Origin of the sequence: Rhodococcus sp. WS1 (assembly GCF_003797745.1) — a bacterium.
GTDB classification, from domain to species: domain Bacteria; phylum Actinomycetota; class Actinomycetes; order Mycobacteriales; family Mycobacteriaceae; genus Rhodococcus_F; species Rhodococcus_F erythropolis.
On sequence record NZ_RKLZ01000002.1, the window covers coordinates 1,114,371 to 1,131,061 of the forward strand.

General features: G+C 61.2%; 13 protein-coding genes. 5 read left to right on the forward strand and 8 right to left on the reverse strand.

The window, feature by feature from the left end; translation table 11 throughout:
- Positions 1 to 43 precede the first annotated feature (43 nt).
- Together EEB12_RS17685 and EEB12_RS17690 are read left to right on the forward strand one after the other, a co-directional pair.
- Positions 44 to 1,666 (forward strand): MFS transporter, encoded by a 1,623-nt coding sequence (locus tag EEB12_RS17685; protein WP_141488231.1) that lies wholly within the window; start codon positions 44 to 46, stop codon positions 1,664 to 1,666.
- Between the two features lie 237 nt (positions 1,667 to 1,903).
- Entirely contained in the window at positions 1,904 to 4,240 is a 2,337-nt protein-coding gene (locus tag EEB12_RS17690) for a putative bifunctional diguanylate cyclase/phosphodiesterase (RefSeq protein ID WP_258537273.1), read from the forward strand.
- Between the two features lies 1 nt (position 4,241).
- Here the strand turns inward: EEB12_RS17690 and EEB12_RS17695 are convergent, their stop codons facing one another.
- From EEB12_RS17695 to EEB12_RS17705, 3 genes are all read right to left on the reverse strand, one after another.
- Entirely contained in the window at positions 4,242 to 5,366 is a 1,125-nt protein-coding gene (locus tag EEB12_RS17695) for a GGDEF domain-containing protein (protein WP_019745775.1), read from the reverse strand.
- Between the two features lie 261 nt (positions 5,367 to 5,627).
- Positions 5,628 to 7,712: an acyltransferase family protein gene (locus EEB12_RS17700; protein ID WP_181447545.1), complete on the reverse strand. Its 2,085-nt coding sequence runs from the start codon at positions 7,710 to 7,712 to the stop codon at positions 5,628 to 5,630.
- Between the two features lie 312 nt (positions 7,713 to 8,024).
- Positions 8,025 to 8,831, reverse strand: coding sequence for an alpha/beta fold hydrolase (locus tag EEB12_RS17705; RefSeq protein WP_141488233.1), 807 nt, complete (start codon positions 8,829 to 8,831; stop codon positions 8,025 to 8,027).
- Positions 8,832 to 8,906: 75 nt separating this feature from the next.
- Here EEB12_RS17705 and EEB12_RS17710 point away from each other — a divergent pair, with 75 nt between their 5' ends.
- A complete protein-coding gene (locus EEB12_RS17710) occupies positions 8,907 to 9,668 on the forward strand; it encodes a DUF2127 domain-containing protein (protein WP_021331716.1) in 762 nt (253 codons plus the stop codon).
- On the opposite strand, the gene EEB12_RS17715 is transcribed toward EEB12_RS17710, so the two are convergent.
- Together EEB12_RS17715 and EEB12_RS30875 are read right to left on the reverse strand one after the other, a co-directional pair.
- On the reverse strand, positions 9,652 to 10,791 hold the full coding sequence (locus EEB12_RS17715; protein WP_029256509.1) for a cation:proton antiporter: 1,140 nt from the start codon (positions 10,789 to 10,791) through the stop codon (positions 9,652 to 9,654). The genes EEB12_RS17710 and EEB12_RS17715 overlap by 17 nt on opposite strands.
- A 7-nt stretch (positions 10,792 to 10,798) precedes the next feature.
- The gene (locus EEB12_RS30875) at positions 10,799 to 11,161 is read right to left on the reverse strand and encodes a hypothetical protein (RefSeq protein WP_029256508.1); all 363 of its coding nucleotides are present in this window, start codon (positions 11,159 to 11,161) and stop codon (positions 10,799 to 10,801) included.
- A 320-nt stretch (positions 11,162 to 11,481) separates the two neighbouring features.
- On the opposite strand from EEB12_RS30875, the gene EEB12_RS17725 reads away from it, so the two are divergent.
- Together EEB12_RS17725 and EEB12_RS17730 are read left to right on the forward strand one after the other, a co-directional pair.
- Positions 11,482 to 11,928, forward strand: coding sequence for a cupredoxin domain-containing protein (locus tag EEB12_RS17725; RefSeq protein ID WP_029256507.1), 447 nt, complete (start codon positions 11,482 to 11,484; stop codon positions 11,926 to 11,928).
- A gap of 82 nt (positions 11,929 to 12,010) precedes the next feature.
- The gene (locus EEB12_RS17730) at positions 12,011 to 13,801 is read left to right on the forward strand and encodes a CocE/NonD family hydrolase (RefSeq protein ID WP_046379476.1); all 1,791 of its coding nucleotides are present in this window, start codon (positions 12,011 to 12,013) and stop codon (positions 13,799 to 13,801) included.
- 18 nt (positions 13,802 to 13,819) lie between these two features.
- Here EEB12_RS17730 and paaI read toward each other — a convergent pair whose 3' ends face one another.
- The 3 genes from paaI to paaZ form a co-directional block, all read right to left on the reverse strand.
- Positions 13,820 to 14,188, reverse strand: a complete 369-nt coding sequence (gene paaI / locus EEB12_RS17735) for a hydroxyphenylacetyl-CoA thioesterase PaaI (RefSeq protein WP_046380079.1) — start codon at positions 14,186 to 14,188, stop codon at positions 13,820 to 13,822.
- A 66-nt stretch (positions 14,189 to 14,254) separates the two neighbouring features.
- Complete coding sequence (locus EEB12_RS17740) at positions 14,255 to 14,566, reverse strand: EthD family reductase (RefSeq protein WP_141488235.1); 312 nt, start codon at positions 14,564 to 14,566, stop codon at positions 14,255 to 14,257.
- Between the two features lie 6 nt (positions 14,567 to 14,572).
- Complete coding sequence (gene paaZ / locus EEB12_RS17745; RefSeq protein ID WP_141488236.1) at positions 14,573 to 16,615, reverse strand: phenylacetic acid degradation bifunctional protein PaaZ; 2,043 nt, start codon at positions 16,613 to 16,615, stop codon at positions 14,573 to 14,575.
- Positions 16,616 to 16,691 lie beyond the last annotated feature (76 nt).

Consider the following 16,691-nt stretch of genomic DNA (forward strand, 5'->3'; position numbering starts at 1 on the left):
ACCGGTCTGCTTCGAAGACCTGAGCACCGGGTACACCCGCACGATGGGTGACGGACAGGTTGCTGGTTCGACTACGCAGGCGGGTTCGGGGCTGGTTCTCACGGTGTTGGCGAGCAGCCAGTTCCTGATGACCCTGGACAGCTCGGTCATGAATGTTTCGATGGCGACCGTCGCCGAGGACGTCGGCACGAGTATCACCGGCATTCAAACCGCGATCACGCTGTACACCCTGGTCATGGCGACTCTGATGATCACGGGTAGCAAAGTCGGTTCGATGATGGGCCGTCGCCGAGCCTTCGCACTCGGCTTGGTCATCTACGGCGCTGGGTCTCTGACGACTGCGCTCGCTCCGAATCTCGTGGTCCTGCTGATCGGGTGGTCGTTCCTCGAAGGCGTCGGCGCGGCGCTCATCATGCCCGCGATCGTTGCGCTCGTCGCCACCAACTTCCCGGCGGAGAAGCGTCCGGGGGCCTACGGCCTCGTCGCTGCAGCAGGCGCGATAGCCGTGGCAGTGGGGCCGCTGATCGGCGGCGCGGCGACGACATTTGCGTCGTGGCGTTACGTGTTCGTCGGCGAAGTCGTGATCGTTGTCCTGATCTTGCTGGTGCTCAGCAAGGTGGTCGACGTCCCACCGTCGAAGTCGCGCCTCGACTACTTCGGTTCGATCCTGTCCGTGGTGGGACTGGGCATGATCGTCTTCGGTGTTCTGCGTTCGAGCGAGTGGGGTTGGGTACAGGCCAAACCTGGCGGGCCGCAACTGGTGGGGTTGTCTCCGGTGGTGTGGCTGCTGATCGTCGGGCTCCTTGTCGTTTACGGATTCCTGCGATGGGAGGGTCGCCTGGCCGCTGCGGGGAAGGAGCCTCTGCTCGATCCGGCGATGCTGCGAAACCGCGAACTCAGTGGCGGGCTGTCGATGTTCTTCGCGCAGTTTCTGGTGCAGGCGGGCGTGTTCTTCGCGGTTCCTTTGTTCTTGTCCGTAGTTCTGGAGCTCAGCGCTCTCGAGACCGGAATTCGCATCCTGCCGTTGTCGGCGGCGCTCGTCGTGGCGGCGATCGGTATTCCGAAGCTACGTCCTACCGCGAACCCGCGGCGCGTGGTCCGAGTCGGATTGTTGGTCATGGTCGTCGGCATTCTGATGCTCGTGGCAGGCATGGACCCGGGCGCCAATGCGGCGATCGTGATGATTCCCATGCTGTTCATGGGTTTCGGCTTGGGGTGCCTGTCTTCGCAGCTCGGAGCCGTCACGGTGTCCTCGGTCCCGGACGAGCGCAGTACCGAGGTCGGCGGGTTGCAGAACACCGCCACCAACCTCGGCGCTTCCTTGGGAACTGCCCTGATCGGATCGGTTCTCATTGCCACTCTCACGACGTCGGCGATCGCCGGAATCGAAGACAATCCGGCGGTTCCGACATCGGTGCAGCAGCAAGCGAGCACCGACATGGCCTCGGGGGTGCCGTTCCTGTCGACGACGCAACTCCGATCCGCTCTCAGTGACGCCGGCGTCGCCGAGTCCACGGCGGATGCGATCGTGGACGTGAACGAAGAAGCCAGGCTGGACGCGTTGCGTGTCGCCTTTGCCGTGGCAGCGCTGCTCGCAATCGCCGCGTTGTTCCCGACCGCTCGAATCCCCCGCGTCGCGGTCGGCGACAAACGTGGTTCGAGCTAAGAATCAGCAATCGCGGATCGACCTGGACGATCGACGGAACGACCTCTGGATATAGTGATCTGCGCACAATCGATTCGTCAGATGGCTACCGTTGTGAAGGAAACAAGCAGCGAGTCTGAAACACTGACGTTTCACCGGATAAGGGTTCGGTGGGGAGCCAGGGGAGGTTCGGATGGCCAGGCGAGCGGATTCGACGCCCGCTGATGGCGCCTGCGCTGGTGTCGGGATGCCTCACTGATGAACCGTCTGAGTCGATTGAGTCGATTGAGTCGGCAAGATCCTGCTTCGGAGACCGACTGCAACAGCCTGTTTCGCCGTCAGATCGACGAGGCTGCGGCCGTCGCGCCGTTCGCCAATCTTGCGTACATGGCGAGTTTGGTCGTGATTCTGACCTACACCGTCCCGCCTGGACGTCAGACGCTCAGGTGGTTGGGCGGCGCCCTCATCTTTCTTGTCCTCGCGAATTCGATTCGAGTATGGATACCGCTTCGCTGGCGACCGTCGAAGCACACACCGCGCTACGACTACGTGGGTCTGCTCGTCGAAGTGATCGTTGTCGCGACCCTAGACGTCGCACTTTTTGCCCTGCTCTTTCACGACATGGACGTCTTCCGCGACTTGGTTCTGATCGCGACGATGGCAGGAATCATGGGCGCCGGGACCGTGACGTTCTCCAGTCTGAGATCGGTGAGCCTGACCTGGATCTACATTCACGGCCTCGGCGTCTTCACTGTTCTCATCGTCCACGCCGAACCCCACTTTCGCGTACTTGCGATTCAGTTGTGCATCTACATGTTTGCGCTCACCGTAGGGGCGGTCTATCTGTCAGCCTCGTTCCAGAGACGTTGTCTCGCAGAGTTTCAGGCGGAATCCGAGCGTCAGACGGTGGCGTTGTTGCTCGACGGTTTCGAAGGCGGTTCCCGCGACTGGCTGTGGGAGTGCGACACCAACGGCCGGTTCTCCCACACCTCGGCACGTCTCGCCGAGGTCGCAGGTATGACGGTGGACGAGTTGCAGCAACTCACCTTCGGGCAACTCCTCACCAGACTCCAGATCGCGTCGAGTCCGGAGGGGCGTGCGGCCGCGGCCCAGATGATCGACAAACTCGAATCGAGTGCCCCCTTCCGGGACACCGTCGTGCCGGTGCATGTCGACGGTAGGCGACGCTGGTGGTCTCTTTCCGGTAATCCACGGGTCCTTGAATCCGGCGTGATTCTGGGTTGGCGCGGTGTCGGTTCCGACATCACGGAGAGGTATGTCCACGAGCAGGAGATCCTTCGGCTTGCGGCCACCGACTCGTTGACCGGGTTGCCGAACCGTCGTGCGTTCGGTGTGGCGCTCGAGGAAGCGATCAATTCTCGGGCGCCGGACAAGCAGGTTCTCGTCGGGATTCTCGACCTCGACAATTTCAAATCGGTCAACGACACCCTTGGACATCCGATCGGGGACCAATTACTTCTCGAAGTCACGAAACGCCTGCGCAAGGTCGTAGGTTCGGACATGTGCTCGCGGATGGGCGGCGACGAATTCGGGCTGATCGTCTGCACGTCGTCGCGCGACGATCCCGGAGTGATCTTCGATCGGTACCTGGAAGTGCTGCACGAACCATTCTTCGTCGAAGGCAATCGAATAGAAGTGCGGGCCACGATCGGTTACTCCAGCGCGCCCGAGGATTCAACAGACGCAGACGGATTGGTGATGCTGGCGGATCTGGCTCTGTACGAAGCGAAGTCGACGGGGCGCAATCGAGTAGGCAAGTTCTCACCGCTGCTGCGGGCGAGGGCATCGGCGCGGGCGACTGCGCTCCACGAGCTGGACAGAGGGATCGAGGAAGGGCAGTTCGATCTCCACTATCAGCCTCAGGTCGACACTCAGACCGGTGAAGTGGTGGCCTTCGAGGCTCTTCTACGGTGGAACCATCCCAGTCGCGGCCTCATCGGGCCCAGCCAGTTCATCTCGGTGGCGGAGGAAACCGGAATGATCATTCCCCTCGGCGCGCAGGCGATGGCGATGGCGACCGCGGCTGCTGCGGGGTGGCCGACCGGAATCGGTGTCTCGGTCAACGTTTCGCCAGTGCAGTTGGTGTCGCGAGAGTTCGGCGCGATGGTGAAGAAAGCTCTGACGGATTCGGGCTTGCCTCCGCATCTGCTGCAGCTCGAAATCACCGAGACAGGTGTTGTGGACGATCGCGCGATCCGGGATCTCTACAAGCTGCGTGAGCTCGGGGTTACCGTCGCGCTCGACGATTTCGGCACCGGCTATTCTTCCTTCGCCACGCTCCAGAGACTTCCAATCGACGTTCTCAAGATCGATCGCATGCTGGTCACCGACTCGGACGATCCGAAGATGTCCGTGGTGAAGTCCATTGTCGAATTGGCCGCGGCCCTTGGTATGAAATCGTTGGCCGAGGGCGTCGAGTCCATCGAGCAGTTCCGCCGCGTTCAGTGGGTCGGGTGTGACCTGGTCCAGGGCTATCACATCAGCAAGGCTCTGACCGCTGAGCGCGTCGATGTGTATCTTGCCGCCACGGACACGGAAACCGGGCGCAGCGTCCACCCACTTACGTGGCTGTGAATCAGATCTGAGCCGAGCGGATCGTATTACCGCCTGCCGCTTTCGCTTGATACATCATCGAATCCGCGACGTTTGTCGCCGCCAGGATTGCGGAAGCACCGCCGCTCCACGCCTTCGATTCGGCGGTCATCATCACAGCTCCGACGCTCACCGTTGTGGGGATCGCGTCGGAACAATCCGACAGCGCCGCGTTTATCCCTTCGATCAACAGGGTTGTCGATTCGGGATCACCGGCAATGACAGCCAGATATTCTTCTCCGCCCGTACGAGCGATGATTCCGTGTTCGCCGAGATGTGTGCTCAATCGGTTCGCGGTTCTTCTGATGACATGATCGCCCTCGGCATGACCGTGAAGATCATTCACCGTCTTGAATTTGTCGATATCGACGACGACGAAAGCGAGAGACGAAGAATCGTCTCGGGTGCTCTCGAAGAGATCGCCGACTGCCCCCTCCAGTCCCCGACGGTTGAACAGGCCAGTGAGGGGATCCCGGTCCGAATACTGGGCATCGCGGTAGAGAGTGCGCCAGGTCAGGTGCGCAAAAATGGGAACGAGTGTGACAGCTCCGAAAAGAACGGTGCCACGGGCCAGAAGCGTCGTGATATCGACGTCGCCTTCTAGATAGGCAAGAACAAAAACGGTAGTCGTGATGGTCGTCGACCAAACGACATGAGCGACAAGCCACCTTGCGCTGACAAAAAGAGTCGCAAAGGTTCCGGTGACCGCGAAGACGGTGCAACCGAACGTCGCGGACGAGCGATCCGGCACCAGAAGGACTGCGGCCGCGATCCCGAGATCTGCGAATATCCCGAATGCAAGCAACCCCCGGCGTCCGGGAAATGGTTGTGTGAACCAGCATGCGGCGATTCCCACACACGTGCAGATCATGAAAATCGAAAGTGCTTTGCCGGGAGTGGTCGGCGGCGTATCCGGGCCGATCAATTTGTAGAACGCGGAGAGTCCGAAGATGATCGTCATCATTCCGAGCAAGGTTCGGAAGATCGGAATGATTGCTCGGCCGGATCTCTGGTGCTTTATCCACTCGTAGTCGTGTGGTTCGTTGAACCATTCGTGAAGTGTTTGCCAAGAACTGTGCCCTTCGGAGGCGATGACAGGGCTCGGCATGCTGTCTATTTTGCCTTGAATTTAGGTAAAGAGAAAATCTGTGTTCGACCGGTTCCACCGGTTCGATTTTTTTCGGGGAAGAGGTTCTCTTATCGAGTCGAGCGCTTACTCGATGCTTGTTTCAAGCCTTCTTCGAACTGCTGTGTGCGTTGTTCGAGGCGGTCGCGAACGATACGACTTTTCGCGTACGAGACCTTCTCACGCCGTGCGCACCGAGCACCGCGCCCAGCGCGACGAAGCATTGGACAAATTCCGTTCGGTTCAGATCTGAGGGAGCTGCTCTAACAACCTGGACGAAAGGGTTCGAGCGTAGGTGGACGTGATGTGGTTACTGTCGCGATAGACTGCGACGCCACCGATCACGGCCGCGCATTGATCGGTCGGACAGATTGCGTCGTTGAGATCAACCAGCACCGATCCACCAACGGCTGGCGACGCGGCGATCTGTTCTCTTCCCAGCGCGTCGGAAGTTTCCGAGCGGGGGCGGGCGCATTTCGTCAGTTGTTTCAAATTCGCTGAAATGCACTCGCCTTGATCGATTCCAGGCTTCGGCGTGTCTCGAATCAAAACGACTTTTGCGCCTTTGTCTGCGAATGGTTGCAATGCAGCCGCTATTGCGTTCGAACCACTGCCGTCCGTGCCGGTCCCCATGCTGCTCGTGAGAAGCATGGTCGGCATTGGCCCGGCGAGTAGGCGGTCGCTGATTTCACGGTTCCATGTCATGCAGTCGACGTACGGCTTTCCGTCCCGCAATACAGTGCCCGATTTGAAGGGACACGCGTCGTGAATGTAGGCAGTCAATGACCAATTCTCCCGATCTGCAAGCAGCGTGAGGGAGGGGATCCATTGCTGGGCATGTGAATCGCCGACCAGAACGATTCGCTTTGGGGACGTGCGATTTCCGAGTTCGCAGGCCACGACTTCGGCGCTGTCGATCCGCGAGACAGGACACCGGTCATAGTCGGTTCTGATCTGGGCCGGGCTGGGCACCATCTCGGCGACAGATTCGACAGGTGCTCCGTTTGCATCGTCGCGAGGTAATGGTGCGAGCACTTCCGCGCCCATGAGTTTCGCATCGGTCATGCTGTTACCGGCCGGGGCGTACTGCGACACGTAGGTTCCGGTGGCTGGACGTGGACCGGCGAGTGAGAGAATCATGCCGACGATCAGGCAAGCCGCGATCCCGAAGAATGCAAGATAGAGCGAGTTCTTTACTGAATCCTTGATTCTTGCGGCATCGCGGACCGGGTTTTCGATCATTTTCAGCGACAGCCACGCTGGAAGTATTGACAGAGCGACCAGAGTGATTCCCTCTGTCACCGTCGTTTCGCGTAGTCCGTCGGTGATGAAGTATCCACCGATGACCAGCACGGGCCAGTGCCAGAGGTACATCGAGTACGAACATCCACCGATCCACTGGATCGTCCTGTTACTGAAAATTCGAACTGGACCCGCAGTCCCGGCAGCGGGGCCGGAAGCGAGAACCAGAGCGGTCGACACCGTAGGGATCAGTGCGATGAATCCCGGGAAGGGTACGGCCGTCGTCAGAAGGAGTCCTGTTCCGAGAATGCCCACAACGCCCAACCAGGACATGGCAGCGGCAGCGGCGGTAGGCAGTTTGGCAGCGAGTGGGATCGAGAGTGCGACGAGACCGCCGAGCGCCAATTCCCAGAGTCGGGTAGTGCTGACAAAGTACGCGCGACCAGGATCGGAGTTGGTGAGGTAGACGGACCACGCAAGCGATCCAATGGCGATGATCGAGAGAGCGCCGAAAACCCATCGGGTTGCGTTGCCATGAATCTTCTTCACCATCCAAGCGATCGCTATTATCAGGATCGGCCAAAAGATGTAGAACTGCTCTTCCACGGACAATGACCAAAAATGTTGGACAGGGCTAGGTGCGGAGTTTTCGGAGAGGTAGTCGACAGACCGTTCCGCAAGTCGCCAGTTAACGATGTAACTTCCGGCGGACGCGATATCAAGTCCAATATCCCACCACCGCGTCTGTGGAAGTATCAGATAAGTAGCGATTCCTGTGAATACAAGCGTTGCCAAACTGGCCGGAATTAGCCGCCTAGCGCGTCGAGCGTAGAAGTTCTTTACCGAGACAGTGCTTTTATTGACCATTTCGCGGTGCAGAATAGAGGTCATCAAGAAACCTGAGACGACGAAGAATACGTCGACGCCAACGAAACCTCCTGGTAGCCAACTTATTCCGGCGTGCCAGACGAGTACGAAGAGGACCGCGATTGCCCGTAGGCCCTCGATATCTGGACGAAATTGCGACGCACGTGTCCTGCTGTCTGCTTTGTTGCTACGTCTGGTGCGCGTTACAGTCGTCGTCACGGACAGGCCCCTCTGAAGTCATCGGCGAATTAAGTCGCCTGTCACAAATCGTTCGAATGGTATCCGTCGCGATTCGTGGATGCATAACTCATTGGGTGCAGTCAAGAATAAATGGGACGAAGGTCCTTGAATTAGGTGACTAATATTTGGAAGGCAACCAAAATGTGTTCCATCGGGGGGATCGCGATTCTCTTTAAAGGGGTTCCTCTATCTTTCTAACGAGGTGTCCCGAGGGCTCGGCGCTCATCACACGTCTCCAGGCGTTTGTCGAGCTGACAGTCGACGATCCGAACACCGATGGCGCCCAGCTGGTTACTTCGCGAAACTGGCGAGGAACCGCTGCAACAGTGGGTTGTAGATCTCGGGTGCTTCCCAGAACGCTGCGTGCCCGACACCGGGAATCACGTGGTAGGTGCCCTCCCAGAGATTCGCGAAGGTCAACGACGCGACATACGAAGTGTTCACGAACGGGTCCTCGGCGCCGTCGATCACCGCGAGTGGCACAGACGCCGTTGCAACCAGAGCCTTCTGATCCGATTCGCGGCCGGCGCCGAATGCGTCGAACATGATCTTGCGAGCGCGCCCGTCCGTGCGTATCGCGGCGTCGAGGGCTGACTGCTCGAAGGGAACGGCGGTCATCCGTGCGTAGAGTTCGGCTTCCTGCGCGGTGATGACCTCGGTGCCGCCGATGGACAATCCGTCGCCGGCATTGAATGCGTCGCCGAGCGTCTCGGGATTTGCCGGTGGCGTGCCGGTGATGACGATTCCGGTGAGCGCGGGGAATTTCGCGATCAACTCGAGGGCGATGTGTCCGCCGAGCGACCACCCGACGACAACCGCTCGTTCGACGCCGAGTTCGGCTAGAACATCGACGATGGCGTCGGCGTAACCGTTCTGCGTGTACGCGGCTTCGGGTTCGCTCGCGTCCTCGGAGTCGCCGTGGCCGAGCAGGTCCAGAGTGATCATGCGGTAGTCGCCCGCCCAGCCGGCGTCGACCTGATGACGGAAGATGGAGCGGCTGGCCGAGTTTCCGTGGATGAAGACAACCGGGAAACCATCGGTGGCACTGTCGTCGACTGCCATGACGCCATGCCGGGTTTCGATCTTGGTGGTTGTCATCGGAATCCTCATCGTTCGAAGTGCACGGTCAGCGGGTATCCACGCTACCGGGCATATGCGGCATAGAGTTCACCCGTGGACTTCGCATTGCGCTCGTGCAGTTGGCACGGTCACGAGACCTACGCTCCGGACGAACCTGAGCTGCGGGATCGACTTCATGTGGACACTGCGGTGGGCCAGGCATGGCGGTGCCTACGTTGCGGCAACTTCGTCCCGGGAGCGCCGCGAGCGTCCGGGCCGGCGGACGCCGCTCCCGAGGTTCCGCGGGGACGGCTGCTTCGCGACCGGTTGATCATGCGACTTCTTGCCACCGAGAGAATGTTCCGCGCTCTGGGGTTGGTTCTTCTGGCGATCGGGGTGTTCAAACTCAGATCGTCGAAGGGGCGCGTCGAGGACGCCTTCGAGAACGAATTGCCGTTGATCAGACCATTGGCCCGCCAGCTGGGTTGGAACATCGACGATTCCAAACTGGTCCATCACATCGAGCAGGCGTTTTCGTTGTCGGCGACGACGCTCACCTGGATCGCGGTCGGTCTGTTGGTCTACGCCGGCCTGCAAGTGATCGAGGCCGTCGGGCTGTGGATGGTCAAACGCTGGGGCGAGTACTTCGCAGTGGTGGCGACCAGCTTGTTCTTGCCCCTCGAAATCTACGAATTGACCGAGAAGATCACGTGGTTGAGGGCCGGGCTGCTGCTGGTGAACGTCGCCGCCGTCGTGTGGCTGATCTGGAGCAAGCGGCTATTCGGTGTCCGCGGCGGTGGCGCGGCGTATCACGCCGAACATTCGGAGGAGAGCCTGATGACGGTGGAGCGGGCCGCGGTCAAACAGGCTTCGTGAGACCGGCTTTCGACGCGGCAGCACCAGCCAGTGTTGCTGCCCCGATCGTGATCATGGCGGCGAGGAGGATGGCTGCGGGTTCACCGTCGCCCATCACCCCCAATTGAGTGCCCACCGTCACTGCGGCAACCGGTACTCCCAGTTGTGCGGCGGACAGCACGCTGAGCGGGAGCGGAAGACCGAGGACGCGTATCGCGGCGTGAACCACGAGAGTTGCTCCGCCCAAGACCAATCCGAGCCAGATGGCGGACGGATGAGTGACGAGGTCGCGCAGATTGATCGCCGCTCCCAACCAGACGAAGAAGAGGGGCGCGAAGAAGCCGTCGGTGATCGCGAAGAGTTGTTTGGCGAGGCGGCGGGGTTCACCGATTGCGGCCAGGACCAGTCCGAAGGCGAAGCCCGCGAGCATGATCGACACGTGAGTGCTGGAGGCCAGCGCTGCCAGAGAAAAGAGGATCACCAGATTGATCCGGAGTTCGAGTGCAAACTTTCGTTTCTCCGAGAATTTGTGGAGCTTTCGCCAATGGCCGGACCGGTGGAAGGCTCGCAGTACGAAGAACAAGGCAACCGCACACGCCGCCACCGCCAATGCGCCGACACCGGCACGAGGGGCATTGTCCGGATCGATCACCAGAGGCAGCGCGACAATGCAGACGGTGTCCGCGATCGCGACCTGGGCAGTCATCTGCAGAACCGAGGTTCCACCGAGCCCCAGCGAATCGACGATGGGGAGAATCAACGCCGCGGACGACGACGCGATCAGGACCGCGTACAGCGCGGCGTGACCGGTGCCGAATGCCGTCGCCGCACCGTAGCCGGCAACCACCGACAGGAGTCCGACGACAACCGAGCGAACGGCACCCTTGCCGATTGCCGCACGAACTGCCGGATCGCGGACCGGGACGTGTGAGCCGGCCACCATCATCGTGAGCGCGAACCCGATATCGGCCAGGAACGTGAAAGTCTGGTCCGAAGAGTCGAGCAGCCCGAAACCGGTGACACCGAAGACGACGCCCGCGGCAAGTTCGCCGACCACCACGGGGACATGCCAACTGACGCGAGCGCCGAGCAGCGGACCGAGGATGCCGGCCAGCGCGACGAGGGCAAGGATGCCGAAGGTCATCGACGACCTACGACGTCACTGTCGAGGGAGCGATCTTTGCAGGGATGCCGGTGTTCTCGTCCACGTGGTAGCTCGCACAGACACGGTGGTAGCCGTCGGCGATCTGCGCCGGCACTCCGGCGCGGAAGTCTCCCTGCACCAGCAGGATCGGAGACAGCGCGATCCCCTTGCGGATCTTCTTAAGGTCGGCAGCAACGTGCGGGTTGTCGACCGGAAGCAGGGGTAGCCCGGCGGCCCGCAGGATGTCCTTGGCCTTCTTCGAGACCAGCGTCGCCGTCTTGAGGGCGTACACGAGAGCTTGGACCTGAACCGGTGTCGCGCCCAACTGGAGGTAATCGCGGGCCGCCGGGTAGTCGTGCTCGTCCGGCAGGTCCTTCCAGAGAACGGCAGGAGCCTTCTCGGCTACCTTCGGCTCTGCTGTCTTGGGAGCCTTCGGCTGGGCTGTCTTGGGAGCCTTCGGCTGGGCTGTCTTGGGAGCCTTCGGCTGGGCTGGCTTCGGCGCCTTCGGCTGGGCTGCCTTCGACGTTTTGCTCTTGGCCATCTGTGCTGTTTCCTTCAGTGTCGGTCCGCGAGTGGAGCTGGTGCAGAAATCGTGCACTATCAGCGCCGCAGGCACCACATCGGAGCTGTTTGGCCCCCTAGGCGGCGGGTAATCAGCAGACTGCGGGGGAACGAGCAGGAGGCGAAGCAATGAAGCGGATTCTCGCAGTGCTCGCAGCGCTGATCCTGGCGGTGTTCGCACTGACCGCGTGCAGTGACAACAACGATTCGTCGGACAACGATTCGGCCGATCACGACGGCATGGCGATGACCAGTATGCCGATGACCAGCATGCCGACCAGTATGTCGATGCCGAGCATGCCTCTGGGTATGTCGACGCCGGGAGCGTCGTCGATGGGAATCGTGATCAGCGGTTTCGAATATTCGACGCCGGAGTCGGTGATGCCCGGACAGGTACTGACCATTCAGAACAACGACACCGTCGAGCACTCGGTCACGTCCGATACCGCAGGGTTGTTCAACGAGGACATCGAAGCGGGTGAGACGGAAACCATCACGGTGCCGAACGAGCCTGGAACGTACACGTTCCACTGCACCTACCACCCGAGTATGCGCGGCACCTTGACGGTCAAGTAGAGGTCGTCCCCGTCCGGCGTAGCTTTTGCTGCGGAAACTTCGGCGGCGCGCACCCGATCAGGCTGGTGGAGAACAGATCCGGGTGTACGGTTTTCAGGTGCGCCGGAGAATAGCGATCAGTGTCGTCACGCTCGTGGTTTGTGCCCTCGGCTTTTCGCCGCCGGCGCTCGCGGATTCACCGAACGGCTCGTATTCGTCACAGCTGCTGTACTTCTCGGTCGATGTCGGGCCTGAACTCTCGACGCCGTGCACCGTCGTCGGTGAACTTTTTGTTCCAGACGGCGTCGATGCGGACAACCCAGCGCCCGCGATCCTGACCACCAACGGGTTCGGTGGTTCGTACAAGGACCAGATTCCCGCGCTGCAGAACTTCGCCGAGAACGGGTATGTCGGACTGACGTATTCGGGATTGGGTTTCGGCGGCTCGAGTTGCAAGATCACACTCGATTCTCCCGCGTACGACGGCGTCGCCGCCTCCCAGTTGGTCAGCTTCCTCGGCGGCCAAGAAGGGATTGCCTTCACGGATCAGGCTCTGACGCAGCCCTATCCGGCGCTCACCGCGGTGGTACAGGACTCCGTCGATCACACCGGTGCACCGTCGACGAACGACCCGCGGGTCGGAATGACGGGTGGCTCCTACGGCGGCGGCATTCAATTCGCCGCCGCGAGTGTCGATCCCCGTATCGACACGATCATCCCCATGATCACCTGGAACGATCTCTCGTATTCTCTGGCGCCCAACAGCACGGGAATCATCTCCGGTGTGTCGACAGCGGAGCCGGGAGCAGCGAAGGTGCTCTTTGCATCGCTGCTCTTCGGCGCGGGCATCGCGAATCCCGGTGTGGACGGCTACATCGCGGATCCCGCACGGCTACCCGGCTGCCCGAACTACGTCCCCTACATGTGCAACGCGATCGCCGAGGCGGTCGTGACCGGCGACATCGGACCGCAGGTAGTGAGTGAGCTCCGAGCGTCGTCGGTCTCGTCGTTCGTCGACCGGATCAACATTCCGGTACTGCTTGCTCAGGGACAACAGGACACCCTGTTCGATCTGAACGAGGCAACCGCGACTTACGACGCGCTGAAGGATCGTGGCGTCGATGCCAAGATGATCTGGCATTCGTGGGGGCACAGCCACTTGGCCGCTGCGCCCGGCGAATTCAGCTTCTCCGCTCCTGACGAAGACGCGCAATACGAAACCGGTCGCTTCATGGACTGGTTCGATCACTACCTCAAGGACGAGAACACGGAGACGGGACCGGAATTCGCGTATTTCCGTAACTGGATCGACTACGAGGGAAACGCGGCGCCGGCATACGCGACGTCCGACACCGTCGATGTCGGGACCGCCCGCGCCTTCCATCTGTCCGCTGACGGGGGACTGCTGCCGGACGGCACGCCGGTGGTACCTGGTCCGAAGACGATCGTCACGGCACCGGGTGGGCTGCCGACAGGCGTCGAGCCGCTCAATATCAATCCGGCCGGAAACATTCCGAATGCACAGATTCCGGGAACCGAGGCGCTCTGGACCACTGCGCCGATGACCGAGGCGATGGACGTGGTGGGAGCTCCCACTCTGACGCTGCGTGTTGCGGCGCCCGGACAGCCGGTGGTGTTCGCGAAACTCTACGACGTGGCCCCGGACGGAACTTCCTCGCTGATCAACGGACTGATTGCGCCCATACGCATCAGTGATCCGTCCCAGCCGGTCCCGGTGACGATGCCGGCGATAGTGCATCGATTCGAGCCAGGGCATTCCGTGCGTCTCGCGATCACCGGTGGCGACATCAGTTTCCGTGGGGGACTGCAAGGTATGCCGGTGACAATCTTTGCCGACGGTTCCGGCCCCCTCGAACTTCCCGTCGTGAGCTGAAACACCGTGGGCTGAATTTCAGCGGGTGATGGTTCGACTGTCGCCGCGGAACTCGGCCACGACGGTGTCGCCGTTGCGAACGGTCACGTCGTAGATCCCACTTCGACCGCCTCGTGCCTTCTCGGTGGCGACCGCGGTCAAGGTGTCGCCCAGACGGGTCGGACGTAGAAATCGGATGTCCGCGCGCGCTGCAACGGCTGAATCCTCGTAGCCATTGCAGGCGAGCGCAAACGCGGTGTCCGCGAGCAGGAAAACATAACCACCGTGTGTGATTCCGTGACCGTTCACCATGGTTTCGCCCACGGTGACGGTCACGGTTGCGCTACCGGGCGCCAGCTCGGAAATCTCGATACCGAGTGCCTGCGACGCCTGGTCCGCGTCGAACATCTCTCTGGCGGTGATGCTTCCTGTACTCACGAGACAACTCCTGTGGGATCGGAGAATTGCAGGGGTCTAGAGGACCGAGACAACTTCCTGGACGTACATGTCGACTGTGCCGGTGGCAAAGTTTGCGACATCTTTTCCAGCGGCGCCCATCTCCGGGGACTTCAGGCCGCTCTGCATCGTCTCGAGATCGGGAAACACCAGGTTGGCGACGGCGTAGAAGACTGGATCGGAGCCGTCAATCGTCGAGCACTTGCTGAACGTGAAGTCCGAGAGCCCTGGCACTGCGCTGGCGAGCGGGACGTGGATCTCGTTGTAGTACTTGTCGAAAGCCTCCGGATCGGTGGGGCATCCGTAACATACTGCTACTCGATAGGTCATGTGCTTTCAATTCCCTTCGGGGCGAGTCTTGGCTACCAGAGTCAGGACGTCGTATGTCGCGACCGGATCGTTGTCCTGGTTCGTCACCACGGCATCCCAACGAACCTCACCGTAGTCGGCGCTGCTGCGAGGTGTGATGGTCTTGGCTGTGAGGGTGACCGTCAGGCTGTCTTCGGCTTTCACCGGGGTCAGGAACCTGAGGCTGTCCACGCCGAAGTTCGCGAGAACCGGGCCGGGAGCCGGGTCGACGAACAGACCGGCAGCGAGTGAGACAACCAGATAGCCGTGTGCGACGATGCCGCCGAACAGCGGGTTCGCCGCTGCGGCCACCGGATCGGTGTGTGCGTAGAAGGTGTCACCGGTGAACTCTGCAAAATGATCGATGTCTGCGAGTGTGACCTGGCGCGGACCGCCGACAACGGTGTCGCCGATCTTCAACTCGGCGAGACTCTTTCGGAATGGATGTTCGGATCCGGTCGTGCGCGCTGACCCGGTGAACCAGCGCTCGCCGACCGCGGTGAGCACGTCGGGTGTGCCCTGCACGGCCGTCCGCTGCATGTGGTGTAGAACTCCGCGGATGCCACCCAGCTCCTCACCGCCGCCGGCACGGCCCGGACCGCCGTGTACGAGGACTGGAAGGGGAGAGCCGTGGCCGGTGGATTCCTTGGCATCGTCGCGGTTCAGGACGAGCACTCTGCCGTGAAAAGCTGCGAGGCCCAGCACCAGTCGACGTGCGATGTCGGTGTCGGCAGTGACCACCGAGGCGACGAGGCTTCCCTCGCCACGGGCCGCGAGTTCGATCGCATGATCGATGCCGTCGTATCCGATGACGGTGCTGACGGGTCCGAAGGCCTCCAGCTCGTGTACCTCGTGCGCATTCTCTTCCGCCCGGAGAAGGACAGGGGAAAGGAAGGCCCCTGACTGGCCGTCGGCACCGACCACGTCGACGTTGTCCGGGTCTCCGAATACGATAGTTGCCGACTTCGTCAGACCGCGAATGGATTTCAAGACTTCATCGCGCTGCTCGATGCTGGCGAGCGCACCCATCGTGACGCCGTCGGCATCGGGGTGTCCCACGACCACTTTGTTCAGTCGCTCGGATGCGGCATCGACAACGGCGTCGACCAGCGAGACCGGCACCAGGGCGCGCCGGATCGCCGTGCACTTCTGACCCGCCTTGACTGTCATTTCGGTGGCGAGTTGTTTGACGTACAAATCGAATTCGGGCGTTCCTGGTACGGCGTCCTCGCCAAGGATCGACGCGTTGAGTGAATCGGCCTCGGCATTGAAATGGACGCCCTTGCCGACGACGTTCGGGTGAGCACGCAGCGTTGCGGCGGTGTCGGCGGATCCGGTGAATGCCACTGAGTCCTGCCCGCCGAGGTGATCGAGGAGGCCCCGTGCACTACCGGAGAGCAGTTGGACGGAACCCTCCGGGAGCAAGCCTGATTCGATGATGCGCCGGAAGACGAGTTCGGTGAGATATGCCGTGGAACTGGCAGGTTTGACGATGGACGGCACACCCGCGATGAATGCCGGTGCCAGCTTCTCCAGGAAACCCCACACCGGGAAATTGAAGGCGTTGATCTGTACGGCGACGCCGCGGCGTGACGTATAGATGTGTTGCCCGAGGAAAGTTCCGCCCTTGCCCAGAGCTTCGACGTTTCCATCCAGAAAGACTGTGCTGTCGGGCAATTCGCGCCGAGCCTTGCTCGCGTAGCTCAGCAGGGTTCCGAATCCACCGTCGATGTCCACGCCGGAATCTCGCGTCGTCGCGCCGGTGGCAGTGGAGAGTGCGTAGAACTCGGCTTTTCCTGCCATCAACGTGAGGGCGAGAGCCTTGAGCGCGCCGGCACGTTCATGGAAGGTCATCGCAGACAGTGCAGGCCCGCCGACCTCGCGTGCGTACGTAACCATCTCGGCGAGGTCGACGCCGGTTGCGGAGATCCGGGCCACCTCTGATCCGTCCACTGCGCTCGGCAACGGGGTACCTGCGTCCGGTGCGGCGTACCAGCGACCGGCTACATAGCTTTCCAACAGTCTGCTCACGATAACTCCATCTCACCGTACGTTCGGTCGGTAATTACGATCGCCCGGTAACGCCGCGTTGTCAAGGATTCGGCAG

Bases quoted from the DNA above. Each gene is read 5' to 3' on its own strand.
- EEB12_RS17685 (WP_141488231.1), top strand. From the start codon at position 44: ATGGGTGACGGACAGGTTGCTGGTTCGACTACGCAGGCGGGTTCGGGG.
- EEB12_RS17690 (WP_258537273.1), top strand. From the start codon at position 1,904: ATGAACCGTCTGAGTCGATTGAGTCGATTGAGTCGGCAAGATCCTGCT.
- EEB12_RS17695 (WP_019745775.1), bottom strand. From the start codon at position 5,366: ATGCCGAGCCCTGTCATCGCCTCCGAAGGGCACAGTTCTTGGCAAACA.
- EEB12_RS17705 (WP_141488233.1), bottom strand. From the start codon at position 8,831: ATGACAACCACCAAGATCGAAACCCGGCATGGCGTCATGGCAGTCGAC.
- EEB12_RS17715 (WP_029256509.1), bottom strand. From the start codon at position 10,791: ATGACCTTCGGCATCCTTGCCCTCGTCGCGCTGGCCGGCATCCTCGGT.
- EEB12_RS17725 (WP_029256507.1), top strand. From the start codon at position 11,482: ATGAAGCGGATTCTCGCAGTGCTCGCAGCGCTGATCCTGGCGGTGTTC.
- paaI (WP_046380079.1), bottom strand. From the start codon at position 14,188: ATGTTCGACGCGGACCAGGCGTCGCAGGCACTCGGTATCGAGATTTCC.
- EEB12_RS17740 (WP_141488235.1), bottom strand. From the start codon at position 14,566: ATGACCTATCGAGTAGCAGTATGTTACGGATGCCCCACCGATCCGGAG.